This window comes from Streptomyces sp. NPDC048604 (assembly GCF_043199435.1).
Taxonomy (GTDB): Bacteria; Actinomycetota; Actinomycetes; order Streptomycetales; family Streptomycetaceae; genus Streptomyces.
The window spans coordinates 320,675-335,799 of the sequence record NZ_JBICVX010000008.1 but is presented as its reverse complement, the minus strand read 5'-3'; the positions used below and the strand labels follow the sequence as shown (position 1 = coordinate 335,799).

15 protein-coding genes, 1 tRNA gene and 1 pseudogene are annotated in these 15,125 nt (G+C 71.5%); 12 read left to right on the top strand and 5 right to left on the bottom strand.

Going from position 1 to position 15,125, the window contains the following annotated elements:
- A pseudogene (locus ACGFMM_RS19370) lies at window positions 1-87 on the top strand (DUF1772 domain-containing protein); the annotation flags it as partial.
- Between the two features lie 86 nt (window positions 88-173).
- Here ACGFMM_RS19370 and ACGFMM_RS19365 read toward each other — a convergent pair.
- A complete protein-coding gene (locus tag ACGFMM_RS19365) occupies window positions 174-404 on the bottom strand; it encodes a hypothetical protein (RefSeq protein WP_393647570.1) in 231 nt (76 codons plus the stop codon).
- 356 nt (window positions 405-760) lie between these two features.
- Here ACGFMM_RS19365 and ACGFMM_RS19360 point away from each other — a divergent pair, with 356 nt between their 5' ends.
- Window positions 761-1,630, top strand: coding sequence for a nuclease (locus tag ACGFMM_RS19360; protein WP_393647569.1), 870 nt, complete (start codon window positions 761-763; stop codon window positions 1,628-1,630).
- A 69-nt stretch (window positions 1,631-1,699) separates the two neighbouring features.
- Here ACGFMM_RS19360 and ACGFMM_RS19355 read toward each other — a convergent pair whose 3' ends face one another.
- A complete protein-coding gene (locus ACGFMM_RS19355) occupies window positions 1,700-2,179 on the bottom strand; it encodes an HIT family protein (RefSeq protein WP_393647568.1) in 480 nt (159 codons plus the stop codon).
- 94 nt (window positions 2,180-2,273) lie between these two features.
- On the opposite strand from ACGFMM_RS19355, the gene ACGFMM_RS19350 reads away from it, so the two are divergent.
- Window positions 2,274-2,939 carry a class I SAM-dependent methyltransferase gene (locus ACGFMM_RS19350; RefSeq protein ID WP_393647567.1) on the top strand — a complete coding sequence of 222 codons (666 nt, stop codon included), beginning with the start codon at window positions 2,274-2,276 and terminating at the stop codon, window positions 2,937-2,939.
- A 93-nt stretch (window positions 2,940-3,032) separates the two neighbouring features.
- Window positions 3,033-3,497, top strand: a complete 465-nt coding sequence (locus ACGFMM_RS19345; RefSeq protein ID WP_393647566.1) for a MarR family transcriptional regulator — start codon at window positions 3,033-3,035, stop codon at window positions 3,495-3,497.
- A gap of 118 nt (window positions 3,498-3,615) precedes the next feature.
- On the opposite strand, the gene ACGFMM_RS19340 is transcribed toward ACGFMM_RS19345, so the two are convergent.
- Both ACGFMM_RS19340 and ACGFMM_RS19335 read right to left on the bottom strand, forming a co-directional pair.
- Window positions 3,616-3,734 (bottom strand) — tRNA-Val (locus ACGFMM_RS19340).
- A 106-nt stretch (window positions 3,735-3,840) separates the two neighbouring features.
- Window positions 3,841-4,722, bottom strand: a complete 882-nt coding sequence (locus ACGFMM_RS19335) for a crotonase/enoyl-CoA hydratase family protein (RefSeq protein WP_393647565.1) — start codon at window positions 4,720-4,722, stop codon at window positions 3,841-3,843.
- Window positions 4,723-5,327: 605 nt separating this feature from the next.
- Between ACGFMM_RS19335 and ACGFMM_RS19330 the strand changes: the two genes are divergently transcribed.
- The 7 genes from ACGFMM_RS19330 (at window position 5,328) to ACGFMM_RS19300 (ending at window position 13,347) form a co-directional block, all read left to right on the top strand.
- A complete protein-coding gene (locus ACGFMM_RS19330) occupies window positions 5,328-6,890 on the top strand; it encodes an SDR family oxidoreductase (RefSeq protein ID WP_393647564.1) in 1,563 nt (520 codons plus the stop codon).
- 111 nt (window positions 6,891-7,001) lie between these two features.
- The gene (locus tag ACGFMM_RS19325; protein ID WP_393647563.1) at window positions 7,002-8,375 is read left to right on the top strand and encodes a cryptochrome/photolyase family protein; all 1,374 of its coding nucleotides are present in this window, start codon (window positions 7,002-7,004) and stop codon (window positions 8,373-8,375) included.
- A gap of 164 nt (window positions 8,376-8,539) precedes the next feature.
- The gene (locus ACGFMM_RS19320) at window positions 8,540-9,220 is read left to right on the top strand and encodes a sigma-70 family RNA polymerase sigma factor (RefSeq protein ID WP_393647562.1); all 681 of its coding nucleotides are present in this window, start codon (window positions 8,540-8,542) and stop codon (window positions 9,218-9,220) included.
- A complete protein-coding gene (locus ACGFMM_RS19315) occupies window positions 9,217-10,473 on the top strand; it encodes an NAD(P)/FAD-dependent oxidoreductase (RefSeq protein ID WP_393647561.1) in 1,257 nt (418 codons plus the stop codon). Before ACGFMM_RS19320 ends, ACGFMM_RS19315 begins: the two co-directional genes overlap by 4 nt.
- Window positions 10,470-11,219 (top strand): DUF1365 domain-containing protein, encoded by a 750-nt coding sequence (locus ACGFMM_RS19310; RefSeq protein ID WP_393647560.1) that lies wholly within the window; start codon window positions 10,470-10,472, stop codon window positions 11,217-11,219. The genes ACGFMM_RS19315 and ACGFMM_RS19310 overlap by 4 nt, the downstream gene beginning before the upstream one ends.
- Entirely contained in the window at window positions 11,216-12,535 is a 1,320-nt protein-coding gene (locus ACGFMM_RS19305) for a class I SAM-dependent methyltransferase (protein WP_393647559.1), read from the top strand. Before ACGFMM_RS19310 ends, ACGFMM_RS19305 begins: the two co-directional genes overlap by 4 nt.
- The gene (locus ACGFMM_RS19300; protein WP_393647558.1) at window positions 12,532-13,347 is read left to right on the top strand and encodes a DUF1295 domain-containing protein; all 816 of its coding nucleotides are present in this window, start codon (window positions 12,532-12,534) and stop codon (window positions 13,345-13,347) included. The genes ACGFMM_RS19305 and ACGFMM_RS19300 overlap by 4 nt, the downstream gene beginning before the upstream one ends.
- Before the next feature lie 14 nt (window positions 13,348-13,361).
- Here ACGFMM_RS19300 and ACGFMM_RS19295 read toward each other — a convergent pair whose 3' ends face one another.
- A complete protein-coding gene (locus tag ACGFMM_RS19295) occupies window positions 13,362-14,372 on the bottom strand; it encodes a MerR family transcriptional regulator (RefSeq protein WP_393647557.1) in 1,011 nt (336 codons plus the stop codon).
- Window positions 14,373-14,805: 433 nt separating this feature from the next.
- Between ACGFMM_RS19295 and ACGFMM_RS19290 the strand changes: the two genes are divergently transcribed.
- Window positions 14,806-15,009 carry a cold-shock protein gene (locus tag ACGFMM_RS19290; RefSeq protein ID WP_132915253.1) on the top strand — a complete coding sequence of 68 codons (204 nt, stop codon included), beginning with the start codon at window positions 14,806-14,808 and terminating at the stop codon, window positions 15,007-15,009.
- Window positions 15,010-15,125: the final 116 nt, after the last annotated feature.

Below are 15,125 nucleotides of genomic sequence, written 5' to 3'. Positions count from 1 at the left end.
CAGATGAACCGCTGGGACCGCTACCACTACGTCCGCGTCGCCGTCATCATCGCCGCCTTCGCCCTGCTGGCCGCCGCCCTCACCTGAGCCCGCCGAAGCCAAGGGCGAGCGCCTCTCGGCCGGTCCGGTCCGTCGAAGCGCCGGCCGAGGCGCTGGCGGCCTTGGCTTGCCCCCTATCCCCGACGGTCTACGGCCGGGCAGGGCGGGCCCATGAAGGCGTCGAGCTCTTCGACGATCTTGCGGAGCTCGCGGGCTCCGCGAGGTGACATCGCTCGGATCACGCCGTCGAGCAGGGCACGGCCTTCGAGAGGGTTGCCGCAGCAGTACCAGTGCACGTTGCCGAACTCGTCGTCGTGCCAGAGCTCGCGCTCGGGGCGGTGGACGTAGTCCTTCCACAGGCGCAACGCCGCGGCGGTGTCCCCCGGTTGGAGGTAGTTCCGCGTGCGTTCAAGGCGAACGATCTCGGACAGCGCACGCGGCGAGAGACGGTCGATGGCCGGCCTTGAGCACGGCGACTGTCGCCGGTCCGGGATTCCGTCCCGGATGCGTCCTGGCCGTCTACGCGGCATGGACCTTTCGGTTGTTCGTCATGCCACACATGGTGCCACGATCTCGAACGGCGCCTCCAGGGGATTCGCAACTGCGCCGCCGACACTGGCGGGTCATCACATTCAGTTAAGACGATAGGACTTATCGTGACGTCGAGTGATGTCCGCAGCGGTGCACGAACCCGCTTCGCCCCCGATGGAGTCATGTCGCCATGCCGATGCTGCTGATCAAGGGCTCGTACCACGTCATCGACGCCCGTCCGGACGGAGACACCGTCCATTTCACGCCCGACGACTCGACCGAATGGGATCTCGTCGGCGGGATCCACAAGGTCGAACACAACATGTCCGGCAGAGCCAGGCTGCGGCTGGAAGCCATCGACACGTTGGAGACCCACTACTCCCGGACCGGCCCGGAGGTCCACCAGCCGCTGGCCCACGGCCACGCCGCTCAGGACGAACTGCTGCGCTGGCTCGGCTTCACCAGCGTGACGCGGGACGCGAAGGAGAAGGTCACCGCCGCCACGCCCGCCACCGTTCCCGGATGGATCCTCACCCGCGGCGCGGCCCAGGATCACCGCTGCATCGCCCTGGCCGGCCGGGGCACACCCCAGGGCCCGAGCGGGACGGAGGTCTTCGTCGACGAGCCGCTGCTGAGGACCACCGTCAACCACCACCTCCTCGCTGTCGGCCTGGCGTATCCCACCTACTACCGCAGCCTCTTCGCCGAGCTGCGCACCGAACTGACGGCCGCGGTCCATCAGGCGCAGGCGGCCACGCCCGCGAAGGGGCTGTGGCCCGACGACGTCACCCTCAGCGGGGCGACCGTCACCGGGATGTCCGATCTCGCCGAGGACACCGGCGCGGTGATCCTGCCGAAGCTGTTCCGGCGCTTGGTCGACTACATCAACCTCGGCGACCCGGACCTGAGCGGGTTCCCCGCGTTCCTGGACCAGGCCCAGGACAAGTTCTGGATCCTGTCCACCGGCCAGTTCACCACCGGCCTCGACGCGGTCGTCGAGGTCATCGACAGCAAGGTGCGGATGACCCACCCCTCCGAAGACCTCGTCTTCGAGGACTGACCGGAAGGAAACCAGTCACCCCCTGGACGAGGCGACGGCCGGCACACACCGCACGACCGGCCCACATCCTCACGCCGTCGGGCGCAACCGGTCCAGTTCGCTGCTGATCGCAACTCGCAGTTCGTCATGGCGCGGGCCGAGCCGGAACCGCTCGTCACTCCACCGATCAGGCGGATACAGCCACACAGGCTTGCCCACAAGCTCGGCCGGCTCCCAGTCGAACCGCGGCCAGACGTGGGCGTGCAGGAACGGGTCGGTGTTGCCGAGGATCTCCAGATTGACCCGGCGGAAGCCGGCGTCCAGGCGTCGACAGGCCCGCTCGACCGCTTCGCCGAGCCGGTCCATGTCGGACAGGAAGGCCAGCCGCTCGGCATTCCGCAGATCGGACAGCCGTTGAACACCGGGTTCGTCCACGAGGAGCACCGAATAGCCCGGAAGGAACTGGACGTCGCCGATCACCGCGAAGCCGGACTCGAGCCGTCGTAGCACCGTGGGGTTCTCACCCCGCAGAGCGGCCCCGATTCGATCCGTTCGCCAATCGCCGGCCATGGCGCAGCCTCCTCGTAGTGTTCGGACGCAGGACGTCGTCAAGGATGACCCGGCGGCACCTCTAGGCAGCGAAGACCGCCAGAAGGGAACCAACATGGCTGAAGACCACGACGAGTTGGCGGACGCGCAATGGGCGCACTGGCAGAGCACCTACAGCGCCCACCCCGGCATGTACGGCGAGGCTCCCTCCGCGCCGGCCGTGTACGCCGCCTCGGTGTTCCGCGCGGCCGGCGCGAGGGACGTACTGGAGCTGGGGGCCGGTCACGGCCGCGACGCCCTGTACTTCGCTCGTGAAGGCTTCACCGTCCGGGCCACCGACTTCAGCCCCGTCGGCCTGGAACAGCTCCGGGCTGCGGCCCGCGAACAGGGTGTCGAAGAGCGGATGACGGCCGTCGTGCACGACGTTCGTGAGCCGCTGCCGCTCCCGGACGGCTCCGTGGACGCCGTGTTCGCACACATGCTGCTGTGCATGGCCCTGTCCACCAAGGAGATCCACTCACTCGTGAGCGAGATCAGCCGGGTGCTGCGGTCGGGCGGCACCTTCGTCTACACCGTCCGCCACACCGGCGACGCCCACTACGGCGCAGGCGTCTCCCACGGCGACGACGTCTACGAGCACGGCGGCTTCGCGGTCCACTTCTTCCCCCGCGGCCTCGTGGACACCCTCGCCGACGGCTGGAACCTGAACGATGTCCACGCCTTCGAAGAGGGCGACCTGCCCCGCCGTCTGTGGCGTGTCACCCAGACCTTGGCCCGGTGAAGGTGTGTGCGCCGCTCTTCGGAAGCTCCTTGACCTCAAGGCAACTTGAGGTTCTACGGTGATCGTGTTCTGGAGATCGCTTACGGGAGGTGCGTGAACGTGACGCTCAAGGAGTACTCGCAGGAGCAGCTGGCGGCCCAGCCCATCGGCGCGTGGAGCGGCGAGGCGTACCGGCAGGTGGTCGGCGCCCTCCGTGCGCAGCTGGGGGTGGAGGGCCTCACGCAGCCGCACTGGTGGACGCTCAACCACGTTGCCGGCGAGCCGGGCAGATGGACCCGCGCCGCATTGATCGAGCGACTGGCCAAGTATGAGGACCTCGGGATCGACTTCGCCGGCGTCTTCGACGACCTCGTCGCCCGAGGATGGCTGACGGAGGACTCAGGGGCCATGACGTTGACCGAGGCCGGAGAGGCCGGTCGCATCCGGGCCAGGGAACGCAACCTGCGCGTGCATCACCAGACGCACGAGGGCATCTCCTCGGCCGACTTCGTCACCACGATCAACGTCCTTCGGCGCATGGTCGCCAACCTCGGCGGCAACGGCGACCTGCCCGACTGAGAAGAGGCACCAGGTCACTGCGTGGTCCGAGCAGGCCGAGATCCACGGCTCTGGCCCCACTTCAATGGACCTGGCACGACGCGGTGGTTCGTGCCTTGGGCCGGGCTCAGGTCGGCTGCGGTGCCGGCGGGATTCGAACCCGCGGACAGATGGGAGCAGGTCCGCCCCGTCTCCGTCAGTCGGCGTGAGCGGAACCTCGCCCACGTCGATCGCAATGGGCCGCTCTGCCACGGCACCACAACCTGCGGGAACGCGCGCACCCCCGCTCCGACTCAGGGTAGAGACGTCGTTGCCCGAGGACGAACCCTTATCCGTGACCTCGGCAACCGCTGCTACCCGCTCGTCAGGAGGAGGCGGTCCATTCGTCGTAGAACGGCGGCATGGCGGAGGCTCGCCGGGTGAAGTCCGGGGACCGCTTCTCGCGGAAGGCCGCCACTCCCTCGGAGCCGTCGCCGACGCTCGTGTAGAACATGGCGAGGGATTCCACCCGGTGTGCGTCCTCGGGTGCGTCCAGGGACGCATGACGGTACGTCATCTGCCGGATGAGCGCCGTCGACACGGGCGACCCGCCCAGTGTCCAGCGGTCCGCCAGCTCGCGGGCTCGCTTCAAGAGCTCGTCGGGGGCGTGGAGTTCGGTCGCGAGGCCCACGGCCTGCGCGGCCTCCGCGTCGAGGATCTCGGCGGAGTACAGCAGGTCCAGCGACCGGGGCATGCCGACCAGGCGGGGCAGGAACCAGGTCGAGGCGGCTTCGGGGGTGATGCCGAGGCGCCCGAAGACGAGGCCGAACCGCGCGTTCGTGGACATCAGGCGGGCCTCCATGGCCAGGGTCATGGTCGCGCCGATCCCGACCGCGACGCCGTTGATCGCGGCGATCACGGGCTTGCGGCAGGCGTGGATCGCCAAGGTGACCCGGCCTCCGGTGTCCCGGACCCGGCTGACTTCGGGGCTGTGCAGATCGGTCATGTCGGCGAGCGTCGGCGTGCGCGACTCGTCGAGTCCGAACACGTTGCCGTCCGCGCTGAGGTCCATGCCCCCGCAGAAGGCCCTGTGGCCCGCGCCGGTGACGATGACGGCCCGCACGTCGTCGTTGTCGTTGACCTCGGTGAACGTCCGCTCCAGTTCCCCGGCCATCGTCGGGGTGAAGGCGTTGAGGTGCTCCGGCCGGTCGAGGGTGACGGTGAGAACGCCGTCGTCGATGTGGTGGCTGAGGGTGGTCCAGGTCATGGGTCGCGTACTTCCGTTCGTCGGTCGCTTCAGCCGCGGAGGTCGGCGAGCCGACCGATGATCTTCTCGGCGTCGGCGACGATGCCGCTGACGATCTCGTCACAGGTGGCCACGGACTCGATGAGCAACGTCCGACCGCACGAGACTCGCGCCAGGGGCGCTGCTCGTCGGCGGCGCCATGGCCGCCGTCTCCCAGGCCGGATGGTGGACCGCCCTGGTCGTCGGCTTCCTCAACAGCAGGACCTGACCGCGCTGCCGTCGCCGTCGGCCGGCGGGGCAAATGGTTCGCCCCATCCGCCACTGACGCGTGGCGGGCGCGGGCGTTCTCGTTGTCCTCTCCAGAAGGACCGTCCCGACGGTCGGTGACGTGCCGGGCCGGGTCGCCTTCAGTGAAGACCCTGACGTCGCGGCAAGGTCAAGGCGCCTTCGCCGCTGGCCTGCGGTAGAACATCTCGGGTGGATGACCCGCGTGCCGACCGTCCGCACCCACGCTTCCCGACCCGCATCCGTCACCGGCCCGCGGACAGAAGAGTGAACGTATCGGTGCGCACCTGAGGGCCGCCTGTCCCGCCTGACGGCCTTCCTGACACGTTCGGAGCACTCCCATGCCTCCTGGCAGACTCACCCCGCCCACCGGCGAACGGTGCCTGGTCACCGGCGCGGGCGGCTACATCGGCGGCAGGCTCGTACCCGAACTGCTCGACGCCGGGTTCACCGTCCGCTGCCTGGCCCGCACCCCCGCCCATCTGCGCGATCACCCCTGGGCGGACCGTGTCGAAGTGGTCCGCGGGGACGTCACCGACGCCGGCAGTCTGCGCCCTGCCCTGCGCGATGTGCACGTGGCCTACTACCTGGTGCACTCGATGAGTTCGGGACGGGACTTCGAGAAGGCGGACCGGCTCGCCGCCCTCACCTTCGCGGCGGAGGCCCGCGCCGCCGGGGTGCGCCGGATCGTCTACCTCGGCGGCCTCACCCCGGCCGGCGTCCCGGACGAGGAACTCTCCCCCCACCTGCGCTCCCGCGCCGAGGTGGGCCGCATCCTGCTCGACTCGGGCGTGCCCACCACCGTGCTGCGCGCGGCCGTGGTGATCGGCTCCGGCTCGGCGTCCTTCGAGATGCTCCGCTACCTCACCGAACGCCTGCCCGTCATGGTGACCCCCAGCTGGGTCGGGACCCGGGTCCAGCCGATCGCCGTCCGCGACGTCCTGCGCTACCTCGTCGGCAGCGCCCGCATGCCCGCGGACGTCAACCGGACGTTCGACATCGGCGGACCCGACGTACTCACCTACCGCGAGATGATGGAGCGGTACGCGGCCGTCGCCCGCCTGCCCCGCCGCCTGATCCTGCCCGTGCCCATGCTCACCCCGCGCCTGTCCAGCCACTGGATCGGCCTCGTCACCCCTGTGCCCGCCTCGCTGGCCCGCCCGCTGGCCGAGTCCCTGCGCTACGAGGTCGTGTGCGCGGAGCACGACATCGCCGCGCACGTGCCCGACCCGCCGGGAACGCCCATCCCCTTCGACCGGGCCCTCTCGCTGGCCCTTCAGCGCGTGCGGGACGCCCGGGTGACCACCCGCTGGTCCTCGGCGTCGCTGCCCGGCGCACCCAGCGACCCGCTGCCCACCGACCCCGACTGGGCCGGCGGCAGCCTCTACACCGACGAACGCGAGCAGGACGTGCCGGCCGGTCCCGACATCCTGTGGCGGGTGATCGAGGGCGTCGGCGGGGAGAACGGCTGGTACTCCTTCCCCCTCGCCTGGTCCGTGCGCGGCTGGTTCGACCGGCTGGTGGGCGGGGTGGGGCTGCGCCGCGGCCGCCGCGACGCGGCCCGGCTGCGCGTCGGGGACGCCCTGGACTTCTGGCGGGTGGAGGAGATCGAGCGGGGAACCCTGCTCCGGCTGCGCGCCGAGATGCGGCTGCCCGGACTGGCCTGGCTGGAGATGCGCGCGGAGCCGGACGGGCACGGCCGGGCACGCTACCGGCAGCGGGCCGTGTTCCACCCCCACGGCCTGGCCGGACACCTGTACTGGTGGAGCGTCGCACCGTTCCACGCCGTCGTGTTCGGCGGCATGGCCCGCAGGATCGCGGGAACCGCGGCACAGCTGACCGCCCCTGACGAGCGGCCGGCGCACCCCCGCACGGTCCCCCCGGAAGGTCGCCGGAACGGCTGACGCCGGGCGGGGAACGCATCCGTGACGGTCCGTGTCGCCGAAGGGGAGGTACCGGAGCGTCGGGCTCCGGCCCCTCGGCTTCCCAGCCGCCGATTCCCCGGGAGTGGTTCCATGACTGTCTCCGTCGTCCTGTTCACCTCCGACCTACGCGTCCACGACCATCCGCCGCTGCGGGCGGCGCTCCGGTCGGCGCCGGAGGTGGTCCCGCTGTTCGTACGGGACCCCGCCGTCGACCGGGCCGGCTTCGCCGCCCCGAACCGGCTCGCGTTCCTCGCCGACTGCCTGACCGACCTCGACGCCGCCCTGCGCGAACGGGGTGGCCGTCTCGTCGTACGGCACGGCGACACCGTGGCGGAGGTGTGCTCCGTGGTCCGGGAGACCGACGCGGACGAGGTACACCTGGCGGCGGGACACAGCGCCTTCGCGCACGACCGGGAGCGCAGGCTGCGCAACGCCCTGGAGGCCGACGGACGCCGCCTGTACGTCCACGACGGGGTGGGCACCGTGGTGCCGCCCGGCGAGATCACGCCCGCCGGCTCCGACCACTTCGCCGTGTTCACCCCGTACCACCGGCGGTGGGCGCAGAGGCCGCTGCGTGCTCCGCTGACCGCCCCACGTGGCGTGTCCGTTCCCGACTCTGTGGGGTCCGAGGACATCCCCGCGCGTACGGCCGTCCGCTCCGTCGCCGAGGGGTTGGCGGTCGGCGGTGAACGGGAGGGACGACGCCGGCTCGGCTCCTGGCTGTCCCGCCGCGCCGACGCCTACGAGGCTGCGCACGACGACCTCGCCCAGGACGCCACTTCCCGCCTCTCCCCGTACCTGCACTTCGGCGCCGTGTCCCCCGGCGAGGCCGTGTACCGCGCCTCGGCGCGGGGCGGCACGGGCGCCGAGGCGTTCGTTCGGCAGCTGTGCTGGCGGGACTTCCACCATCAGGTACTCGACGCCCGCCCGGCCGCGTCATGGGCGGACTATCGCCCGCGGCACGACCGTTGGAGGCAGGGCGAGAGGGCCGACGCGGACCTGCGGGCCTGGAAGGAGGGCCGCACCGGCTACCCCGTGGTCGATGCGGCCATGCGCCAGCTCACCCACGAAGGCTGGATGCACAACCGCGGCCGGCTGATCGCCGCCTCATTCCTGACCAAGACGCTGTACATCGACTGGCGGGAGGGGGCCCGCCACTTTCTCGACCTGCTCGTCGACGCGGACGTCGCCAACAACCAGCTCAATTGGCAGTGGGTCGCCGGCACGGGCACCGACACGCGGCCCAACCGTGTCCTCAACCCCGTACTGCAAGCCCGCAGATACGACCCCGACGGCGATTACATCCGCCGCTGGGTCCCCGAACTCGCCGACCTGAAAACGCCGTTCGTACACGAGCCGTGGAGGCTCACCGGTCTGGAACGGGCGGCCGGCGACTACCCCGACCCCATCGTGACCCTCGCCGAAGGCCTGGAGCGGTTCCGGCATGCCCGGGGTCGCGAGTGACATGTGATTCGATGCAGAAACGGTGCGACTTGAATCGCCGACACCGCGGAACGCACGCTGAGGGGGCCGGACGCAGGAAGTCCGGTGGCGATCCGTCCGACTGAAGGCGGCGCGCCCGCTCCCGGCCCGGCATGCAGTGCCCGGGCCCCGAGGGAGGGTTGGTCATGACCGACACGCGTCCGGTTCGACTCCGAGAACCGTCTCCCCGAGGCGCGCCCGAAGACGATTCCGGCGCGGGTCGCGGCATCGCGGAGCCGACGGATGCCGAGATCGGCGTCGGGCTGGCCGACGGGGACGAGCGCTGTCTGGAGCTGGCCTACCGGCGCTGGGGCAGGCTCGTGTACTGCCTGGCCAGCCGGACGATCGGGGATCCGTCGGAGGCCGAGGACGTCACTCAGCAGGTGTTCCTCGCGGCCTGGCGGGGGCGCGGCGGATACCGTCCGGACCGGGGTTCCGTCGGGGCATGGCTGGTCGGCATCGCCCGCTACAAGATCGCTGATGCGCTGTCCGACCGTACCCGCAGGCTCGAGCTGGCTGCGGCCGCGGCGGCCGGCCTGCGGCCGCTCCCGGCCGCAGGCGGCGATCCCGACCGTCTTCTCGACCGGGTCGTGGTCACGAGCGAGTTGGGGCGTCTGCCCCGCGTGCAGCGTGAGGTCCTGGCGCTCGCGTACTTCGGCGACCTGACGCAGATGCAGATCGCCCAGCGGACCGGCCTGCCGCTGGGCACGGTCAAAACCCACTGCCGGCGAGGACTGCGGAGTATGCGCCTGCACCTGGCTCCCGCGACTCCGGCCACCGGCTCCCTCGAAGTTCTTCGCACGGCTGCCTGCAGGGGGAACTCATGAATCGGCGCAGCATCGGTGTCGTGGGAGCGGGAGTGGCGGGCCTGACCGCCGCCTACGTCCTGTCACACAGGTACGACGTGGTGCTGTACGAGGCGGACGACCGGCTCGGCGGCCACGCCCACACCCATGAGCTCCCGGCGCGCGGGGGCGGGACCCTCGCCGTGGACACCGGTTTCATCGTCCACAACGAGCGCACGTACCCGCAACTGCTGCGGCTGTTCCGGGAACTGGGCGTCACCGGTCAGGACGCCGAGATGAGCATGTCCGTCCGCTGCGACGGCTGCGGCCTGGAGTACGCGGGCGCCCGCGGCCCGCGTGGTCTGTTCGGCGGAGGCAACCTCCGCCGCGGCCGCCACCTGCGCATGCTCGCCGCCGTCCCGCGCTTCCACCGAACGGCCCGCCGGCTGCTCGCCTCCGGCGACGACACCCTCACCTTCGGCGCCTTCCTGGAACGCGAGGGCTTCACCCCGTACTTCGTGGGGCACTTCGCCGTTCCGCTGGTCTCCGCGGTGTGGTCCTGCGCCCCGGACACAGCGCTGGAACACCCCGCGGCCTATCTCTTCCGGTTTCTCGACCACCACGGGCTGCTGTCCGTGACCGGTTCCCCCCGGTGGAAGACGGTCACCGGCGGTTCCTCCGCCTATGTGGACAGGGTCGCCAAGCGGCTCTCCGAGGTCCGCACGGCCACCCCCGTGCGCGCGGTCACGCGGGGCGCTGACCACGCCTGCGTGACCACCGACGACGGCGAGACCACCGAGCACGCGGCCGTCGTGATCGCCGTCCACGCCGACCAGGCCCTGCGCGTCCTCGCCGACCCGACCCCGGACGAACGCAGGGTCCTGGGAGCGTTCACGTACTCCCGCAACCCCACGGTCCTGCACCGGGACACGTCCGTGCTCCCCGCCTCGCCGCACGCCCGCGCCAGCTGGAACTACCGGCTCCCGGACTGCACGGCACGGCCCCGAGCGGTACAGGTCAGCTACGACATGAACCGCCTCCAACAGCTCGCCTCGGACCGGTCGCACATCGTCACGCTCAACCCCGACGCACGCGTCGACGACAGCACGGTCCTCGCGCGCATGGTGTACGAGCATCCGGTCCACACCCTCCGCTCCGTGGCCGCGCAGCGCGAACTCCCCCGACTCTCCTCCTCCGTGACCGCGTTCGCCGGGGCGTACCACGGCTGGGGGTTCCACGAGGACGGCTGCCGCTCCGGGGTCGAGGCGGCCCGGTCCCTGGGGGTGAACTGGTGAGCGTCGTTCCGCCACCCGCCGCGCCTTCGCTCTACACCTGCGAGGTCGTCCACGTACGCGTCCGGCCGGTGCACCACGCGCTGCGCCACCGGACCTACCTCTGGCTGCTCGACCTCGACGACCTGCCGCGGCTGCCGCCCGTCCTGCGCCCGCTCGCCCGCTTCGACGCCCGCGACCACTTCGGCGGCGGCGCCCCCACCATCCGGGCCGGACTGGACGCCTTCCTCGCCGCCCGCGGCGTGACGGACGCCGGCGGGCGGGTTCTGATGCTCGCCCACGCCCGAGTGTTCGGCCATGTGTTCAACCCGCTGACCCTGTACTGGTGCCACGATCCGGCCGGCCGCCCGGTCTGTGTGGTGGCCGAGGTCCACAACACCTATGGGGGCCGCCACTGCTACCTGCTCCGCCCGGACGGGCACGGGAGGGCCGACGTCGCCAAGGAGTTCTACGTCTCACCGTTCTTCGGCGTCGAAGGCTCCTACCGGATGCGTCTGCCCGTGCCCGGCGACGTGCTCGACCTCACGGTGCAGCTGCGGCGGGACGACGGCAGCCGCCCGCTGACCGCCACCGTCCGCGGCAGGCGCCGCCCGGCCCGGGCGGGCACACTGCTCCGGGTCGCACTGGGGCACCCGTGGTCCACCCTCGCCGTCAGCCTCGGCATCCGGTGGCACGGAATCCGCCTGTACTTCAAGGGACTTCCCGTCCACCCACGCCCTGCACCTCCGACCCGAGAGGGCATGCTGTGACCGTCTCCCCGCCATCGGCCGGCCCGGCGGCCGCCGGCCCTCACGGCGCCCCGTGGTCCGTCGATCCGGTGCGGTGGCCCGACGTCGCCCGCCTCCCGCGCGCCTCGGCCCTGCGTACCGCCGTCGCCCGGCGGATCGTCGAACATGCCCTCGCCAGAACCCCGTTGCGGATACGAAGCACCGGCGCTCACACCGGGCTCTTCCCCGCGCCGGCCGAAGGTCACGGCCGGGCCCCGACGTTGCACCTTCACGATCCGGCCGCGTTCCACCGCCGGATCGGCGCGGACGGACTGATCGGCTTCGGCGAGTCGTACATGGCCGGCGAGTGGGACGCCGACGACCTCGTCGCGGTCCTCACCGCCCTCGCCCGCCACGCCGACGATCTCGTTCCCGCGCCCCTGCGCCGCCTCCGCGGTGCCTGGTCGCACCGGCGCCCCGCGCTCGACCGCAACACCCTCGGCGGGGCACGGGTCAACATCCGGCGCCACTACGACCTGTCGAACGACCTGTTCGCTCTCTTCCTCGACCCCGGCCTGACCTACTCGTCGGCCGTCTTCACCACGCTGCCCGCCCGGGCGGACGACCTCACCGCCGCCCAGCACCGCAAGATCGACCGGCTTCTCGACCTGGCCGCCGTCGGCCCCGGAACCCGCCTGCTGGAAATCGGCACCGGCTGGGGCGAACTCGCGATCCGCGCCGCGAACCGGGGCGCGCACGTCCTGACGGTCACCCTCTCCGAGGAGCAGCGCGACCTGGCCGTACGGCGGATCGCCGCCGCCGGGGTGTCCGACCGCGTGACCGTCGAGCTGCGCGACTACCGACGGGTGGAGGGCCGGTTCGACGCGATCGTGAGCGTGGAGATGATCGAGGCGGTCGGCGCCGAGTACTGGTCGGCCTACTTCACCGCGCTGCGCCGGCTGCTGGCGCCCGGCGGCATCGTGGCCCTCCAGGCCATCACCATGTCGCATGCGCGGATGCTGGCCACGGCCCGCACGCACACCTGGATCAGCAAGTACGTCTTCCCCGGCGGGCTCATCCCCTCACGGGAGGCCCTCGCTCGGGAGAGCACGGCGGCCGGGCTGCGCATCACCGACGACACCGGCTACGGCGGCCACTACGCCGAGACCCTCCGGCTCTGGCGCGAGAACTTCCTCGGGCAGTCCGACGCCGTCGCGGCCCTCGGCTTCGACCGGGTGTTCCGGCGCATGTGGGAGCTGTACCTGGCCTACTCCGAGGCGGGGTTCCGTTCCGGGTACCTCGACGTGCGCCAGCTCCGCCTGGTCGCCGACGCCGCCGCACCCGAGGGTCCTCGATGACGTGGGACGCGTTCGCGGTCAACCTGGCCGCCTCGGCCGGAGCGGCCCTCGCGGTGATGCTGGGCGCCTTCGCGATCGCCCTCCGTATGCGCGTCCACCGGATCGTCGACGTCGCCTGGGGCCTCGCGTTCGTCGCCGTCGCCCTCGCCACCTGGTTCCTCTCCGCGGGTCACGGGGACGAGGTCCGCAGGCTCGCGGTCACGCTGGCCACGTGCGTGTGGGGCCTGCGGCTTGCGGTCCACATCGCCCGACGCGCCCGCGGCCACGGCGAGGACCCCCGCTACGCCCGGATGCTCGCTCGCGCCCCTGGCAGCCCGGCCTGGTACGCGCTGCGCAAGGTCTACCTGCTCCAGGGCGCACTGGTGTGGCTCGTCTCGCTGCCCGTGCAGGCCGCGGCGTACCTGCCCCGCGGCGTCGACGTCGCGCTGGTGCTGGGGCTCGCCGTGTGGGCCGTGGGCGTGGGCTTCGAGGCGGCGGGCGACCACCAGCTGGCGCGCTTCAAGTCCGACCCCGCCAACCGGGGGCGCATCATGGACCGGGGCCTGTGGGCGTGGACCCGGCACCCCAACTACTTCGGCGACTTCCTCGTCTGGTGGGGCCTCTACCTGACGGCCTGCGCGACCTGGCAGACCGCTGCCCTCACCCTCGTGTCCCCCTTGGTGATGACCGGACTGCTCGTGTGGGGAAGCGGCAAGCGGCTCCTGGAGGCCCATATGGCCGACCGCCCCGGCTACGCCGCGTACAGAGCCCGTACCAGCGGCTTCCTGCCCCGGCCACCACGCGGGGACCCCGACCGGGCGGCGACCCGATGACGCACGGTCGCCGGTCAGCCACCGGTCGCGTGGGCCGGTGTGGTCAACGGAGCGGACACGGCAGCGCAGTGCCGAGCCAGTGCCTCCAGCGCCTCGCGCAGACCTCCGGGGCGGGTCACGCCCGCCGCCAGGGCGCGGTTACCCCAGCCCGGGCCGGCCAGCACCACCAGGGGATGAGTCCGCGCGCCCTTGATGCCGAAGCCGGTGTCCACGACGTGGCGGGCCAGGGTGCGGCTGGCGGTGGAGCGGGACTGCGACCACAGCACCACGGCGGACGGGCCCACCCGCCGCACGGCCGCTGCAAGTGCCTCGGCCGGGACCGCGGCCCCCAGCATGCGGGTCGGCAGTCCGCGCTCGGCCAAGCCCGCGGCAAGTGCCTCCAGGGGCAGGGTGTGCTGCTCGTCGGGCACACAGGCCATCAGCACGGGCGGCGCCTGCCGTGGCGGCGCAGGGGCGTCGCCGGTGAACCGGCGCAAGGCGGTGGAGATGTGCCAGGAGAGCAGGTGCTCCACCTCGACGTAGCGGTCGTCGGAGGACTCCCACTTGCGGCCCACGGCGTGCAGGGTCGGCGCCATGACCTCTTCCCATGCGGTCACGAGCCCGTGGGCGGCCATCAGGTCGGCCAGCAACTCGTCCATGGTCGGGCTGTCCAGCCGGACCGCGGCCCGGGCCAGCCCCCGGAACTCGTGCCGGACGTCGCCGAGCGGCAGTCCGTTGCCCGAGCCCGGACCGTGAACGGACCGCGACCCGACAGAGGACGGCCCTTCGGCACCGGCTGCCGAAGACCGTCCCGCCCGTGACAACGCCACACTCGCAGCCTCCGAAGGCGGCACTCCGGAGGTCGTCAGCCGGCACATGTCCTCCAGCATCGCGATGTCCGCCGCAGTCCACCGCCGATGACGCCCAGCGTCCCGGGCCGCCGGCCCCATCCCGTACCGCCGGTCCCAGGACCTGAGCGTCGTGGGCGAGACCCCAAGACGTCTGGCCACGGCTCCGGTCGTGACGCGGGGAGACGTGTCAGGCATGGCACCACCTTAGGACGCGGAATCGGCGCTCGTGAGGTGAGCGGCTCCAGGGCGCGTATCAAGCCGTGATCAACGAGTCGCCGCGTGATGTCGCGGATTGAACCAAAGGCCGCGGCACCCGGGGAGCGCCACGGACGCCGGTTGATGCTCCGGCCCCTGTGCGGGACCAACCCGACGATCAAGCCACACCGCCCCTGGGCAGCCCACTTACACACCGTCACATCGCACTGCGGCCCACCAGCCGGCCGACGGACCCGCCACATGGTGACTGGGCGTGCGGGCATGTAACGTCTACGCAAGCTGTCGTGGTTCGGAGTTCCCATTACCCACGCCTTAGGTGTGGGTGTTTTGCTGTGCTGTGCCGCAGGAACCAGGGCGATCACCTCCGCCTCCCACGTGCGTGGGAGGCGTTCTTCGACTGGAAGGCATGGTTATGGCTACGGGCACTGTGAAGTGGTTCAACGCGGAGAAGGGCTTCGGGTTCATCGCCCAGGACGGTGGCGGTCCGGACGTCTTCGCCCACTACTCCGCGATCAACGCCTCGGGCTTCCGCGAGCTCCAGGAGGGGCAGACCGTCACGTTCGACATCACCCAGGGCCAGAAGGGCCCGCAGGCGGAGAACATCACCCCTGCCTGACCTTCGCATGCCTGCCTGTGTCGACGCACGTCGCAGGCACGGCAAGCGGACACCCTGAAATGCACGTCGAGGGCCGCCCGGCACACGCTGGGCGGCCCTCACGTGTGCTCGGTGAC

What these genes read in the sequence shown, in the direction of transcription:
- ACGFMM_RS19320 (WP_393647562.1), top strand. Translation starts at nt 8,540, where the DNA reads ATGACCGACACGCGTCCGGTTCGACTCCGAGAACCGTCTCCCCGAGGC.
- ACGFMM_RS19290 (WP_132915253.1), top strand. Translation starts at nt 14,806, where the DNA reads ATGGCTACGGGCACTGTGAAGTGGTTCAACGCGGAGAAGGGCTTCGGG.
- ACGFMM_RS19300 (WP_393647558.1), top strand. Translation starts at nt 12,532, where the DNA reads ATGACGTGGGACGCGTTCGCGGTCAACCTGGCCGCCTCGGCCGGAGCG.
- ACGFMM_RS19360 (WP_393647569.1), top strand. Translation starts at nt 761, where the DNA reads ATGCCGATGCTGCTGATCAAGGGCTCGTACCACGTCATCGACGCCCGT.
- ACGFMM_RS19315 (WP_393647561.1), top strand. Translation starts at nt 9,217, where the DNA reads ATGAATCGGCGCAGCATCGGTGTCGTGGGAGCGGGAGTGGCGGGCCTG.
- ACGFMM_RS19330 (WP_393647564.1), top strand. Translation starts at nt 5,328, where the DNA reads ATGCCTCCTGGCAGACTCACCCCGCCCACCGGCGAACGGTGCCTGGTC.
- ACGFMM_RS19295 (WP_393647557.1), bottom strand. Translation starts at nt 14,372, where the DNA reads ATGCCTGACACGTCTCCCCGCGTCACGACCGGAGCCGTGGCCAGACGT.
- ACGFMM_RS19335 (WP_393647565.1), bottom strand. Translation starts at nt 4,722, where the DNA reads ATGACCTGGACCACCCTCAGCCACCACATCGACGACGGCGTTCTCACC.
- ACGFMM_RS19355 (WP_393647568.1), bottom strand. Translation starts at nt 2,179, where the DNA reads ATGGCCGGCGATTGGCGAACGGATCGAATCGGGGCCGCTCTGCGGGGT.
- ACGFMM_RS19325 (WP_393647563.1), top strand. Translation starts at nt 7,002, where the DNA reads ATGACTGTCTCCGTCGTCCTGTTCACCTCCGACCTACGCGTCCACGAC.
- ACGFMM_RS19350 (WP_393647567.1), top strand. Translation starts at nt 2,274, where the DNA reads ATGGCTGAAGACCACGACGAGTTGGCGGACGCGCAATGGGCGCACTGG.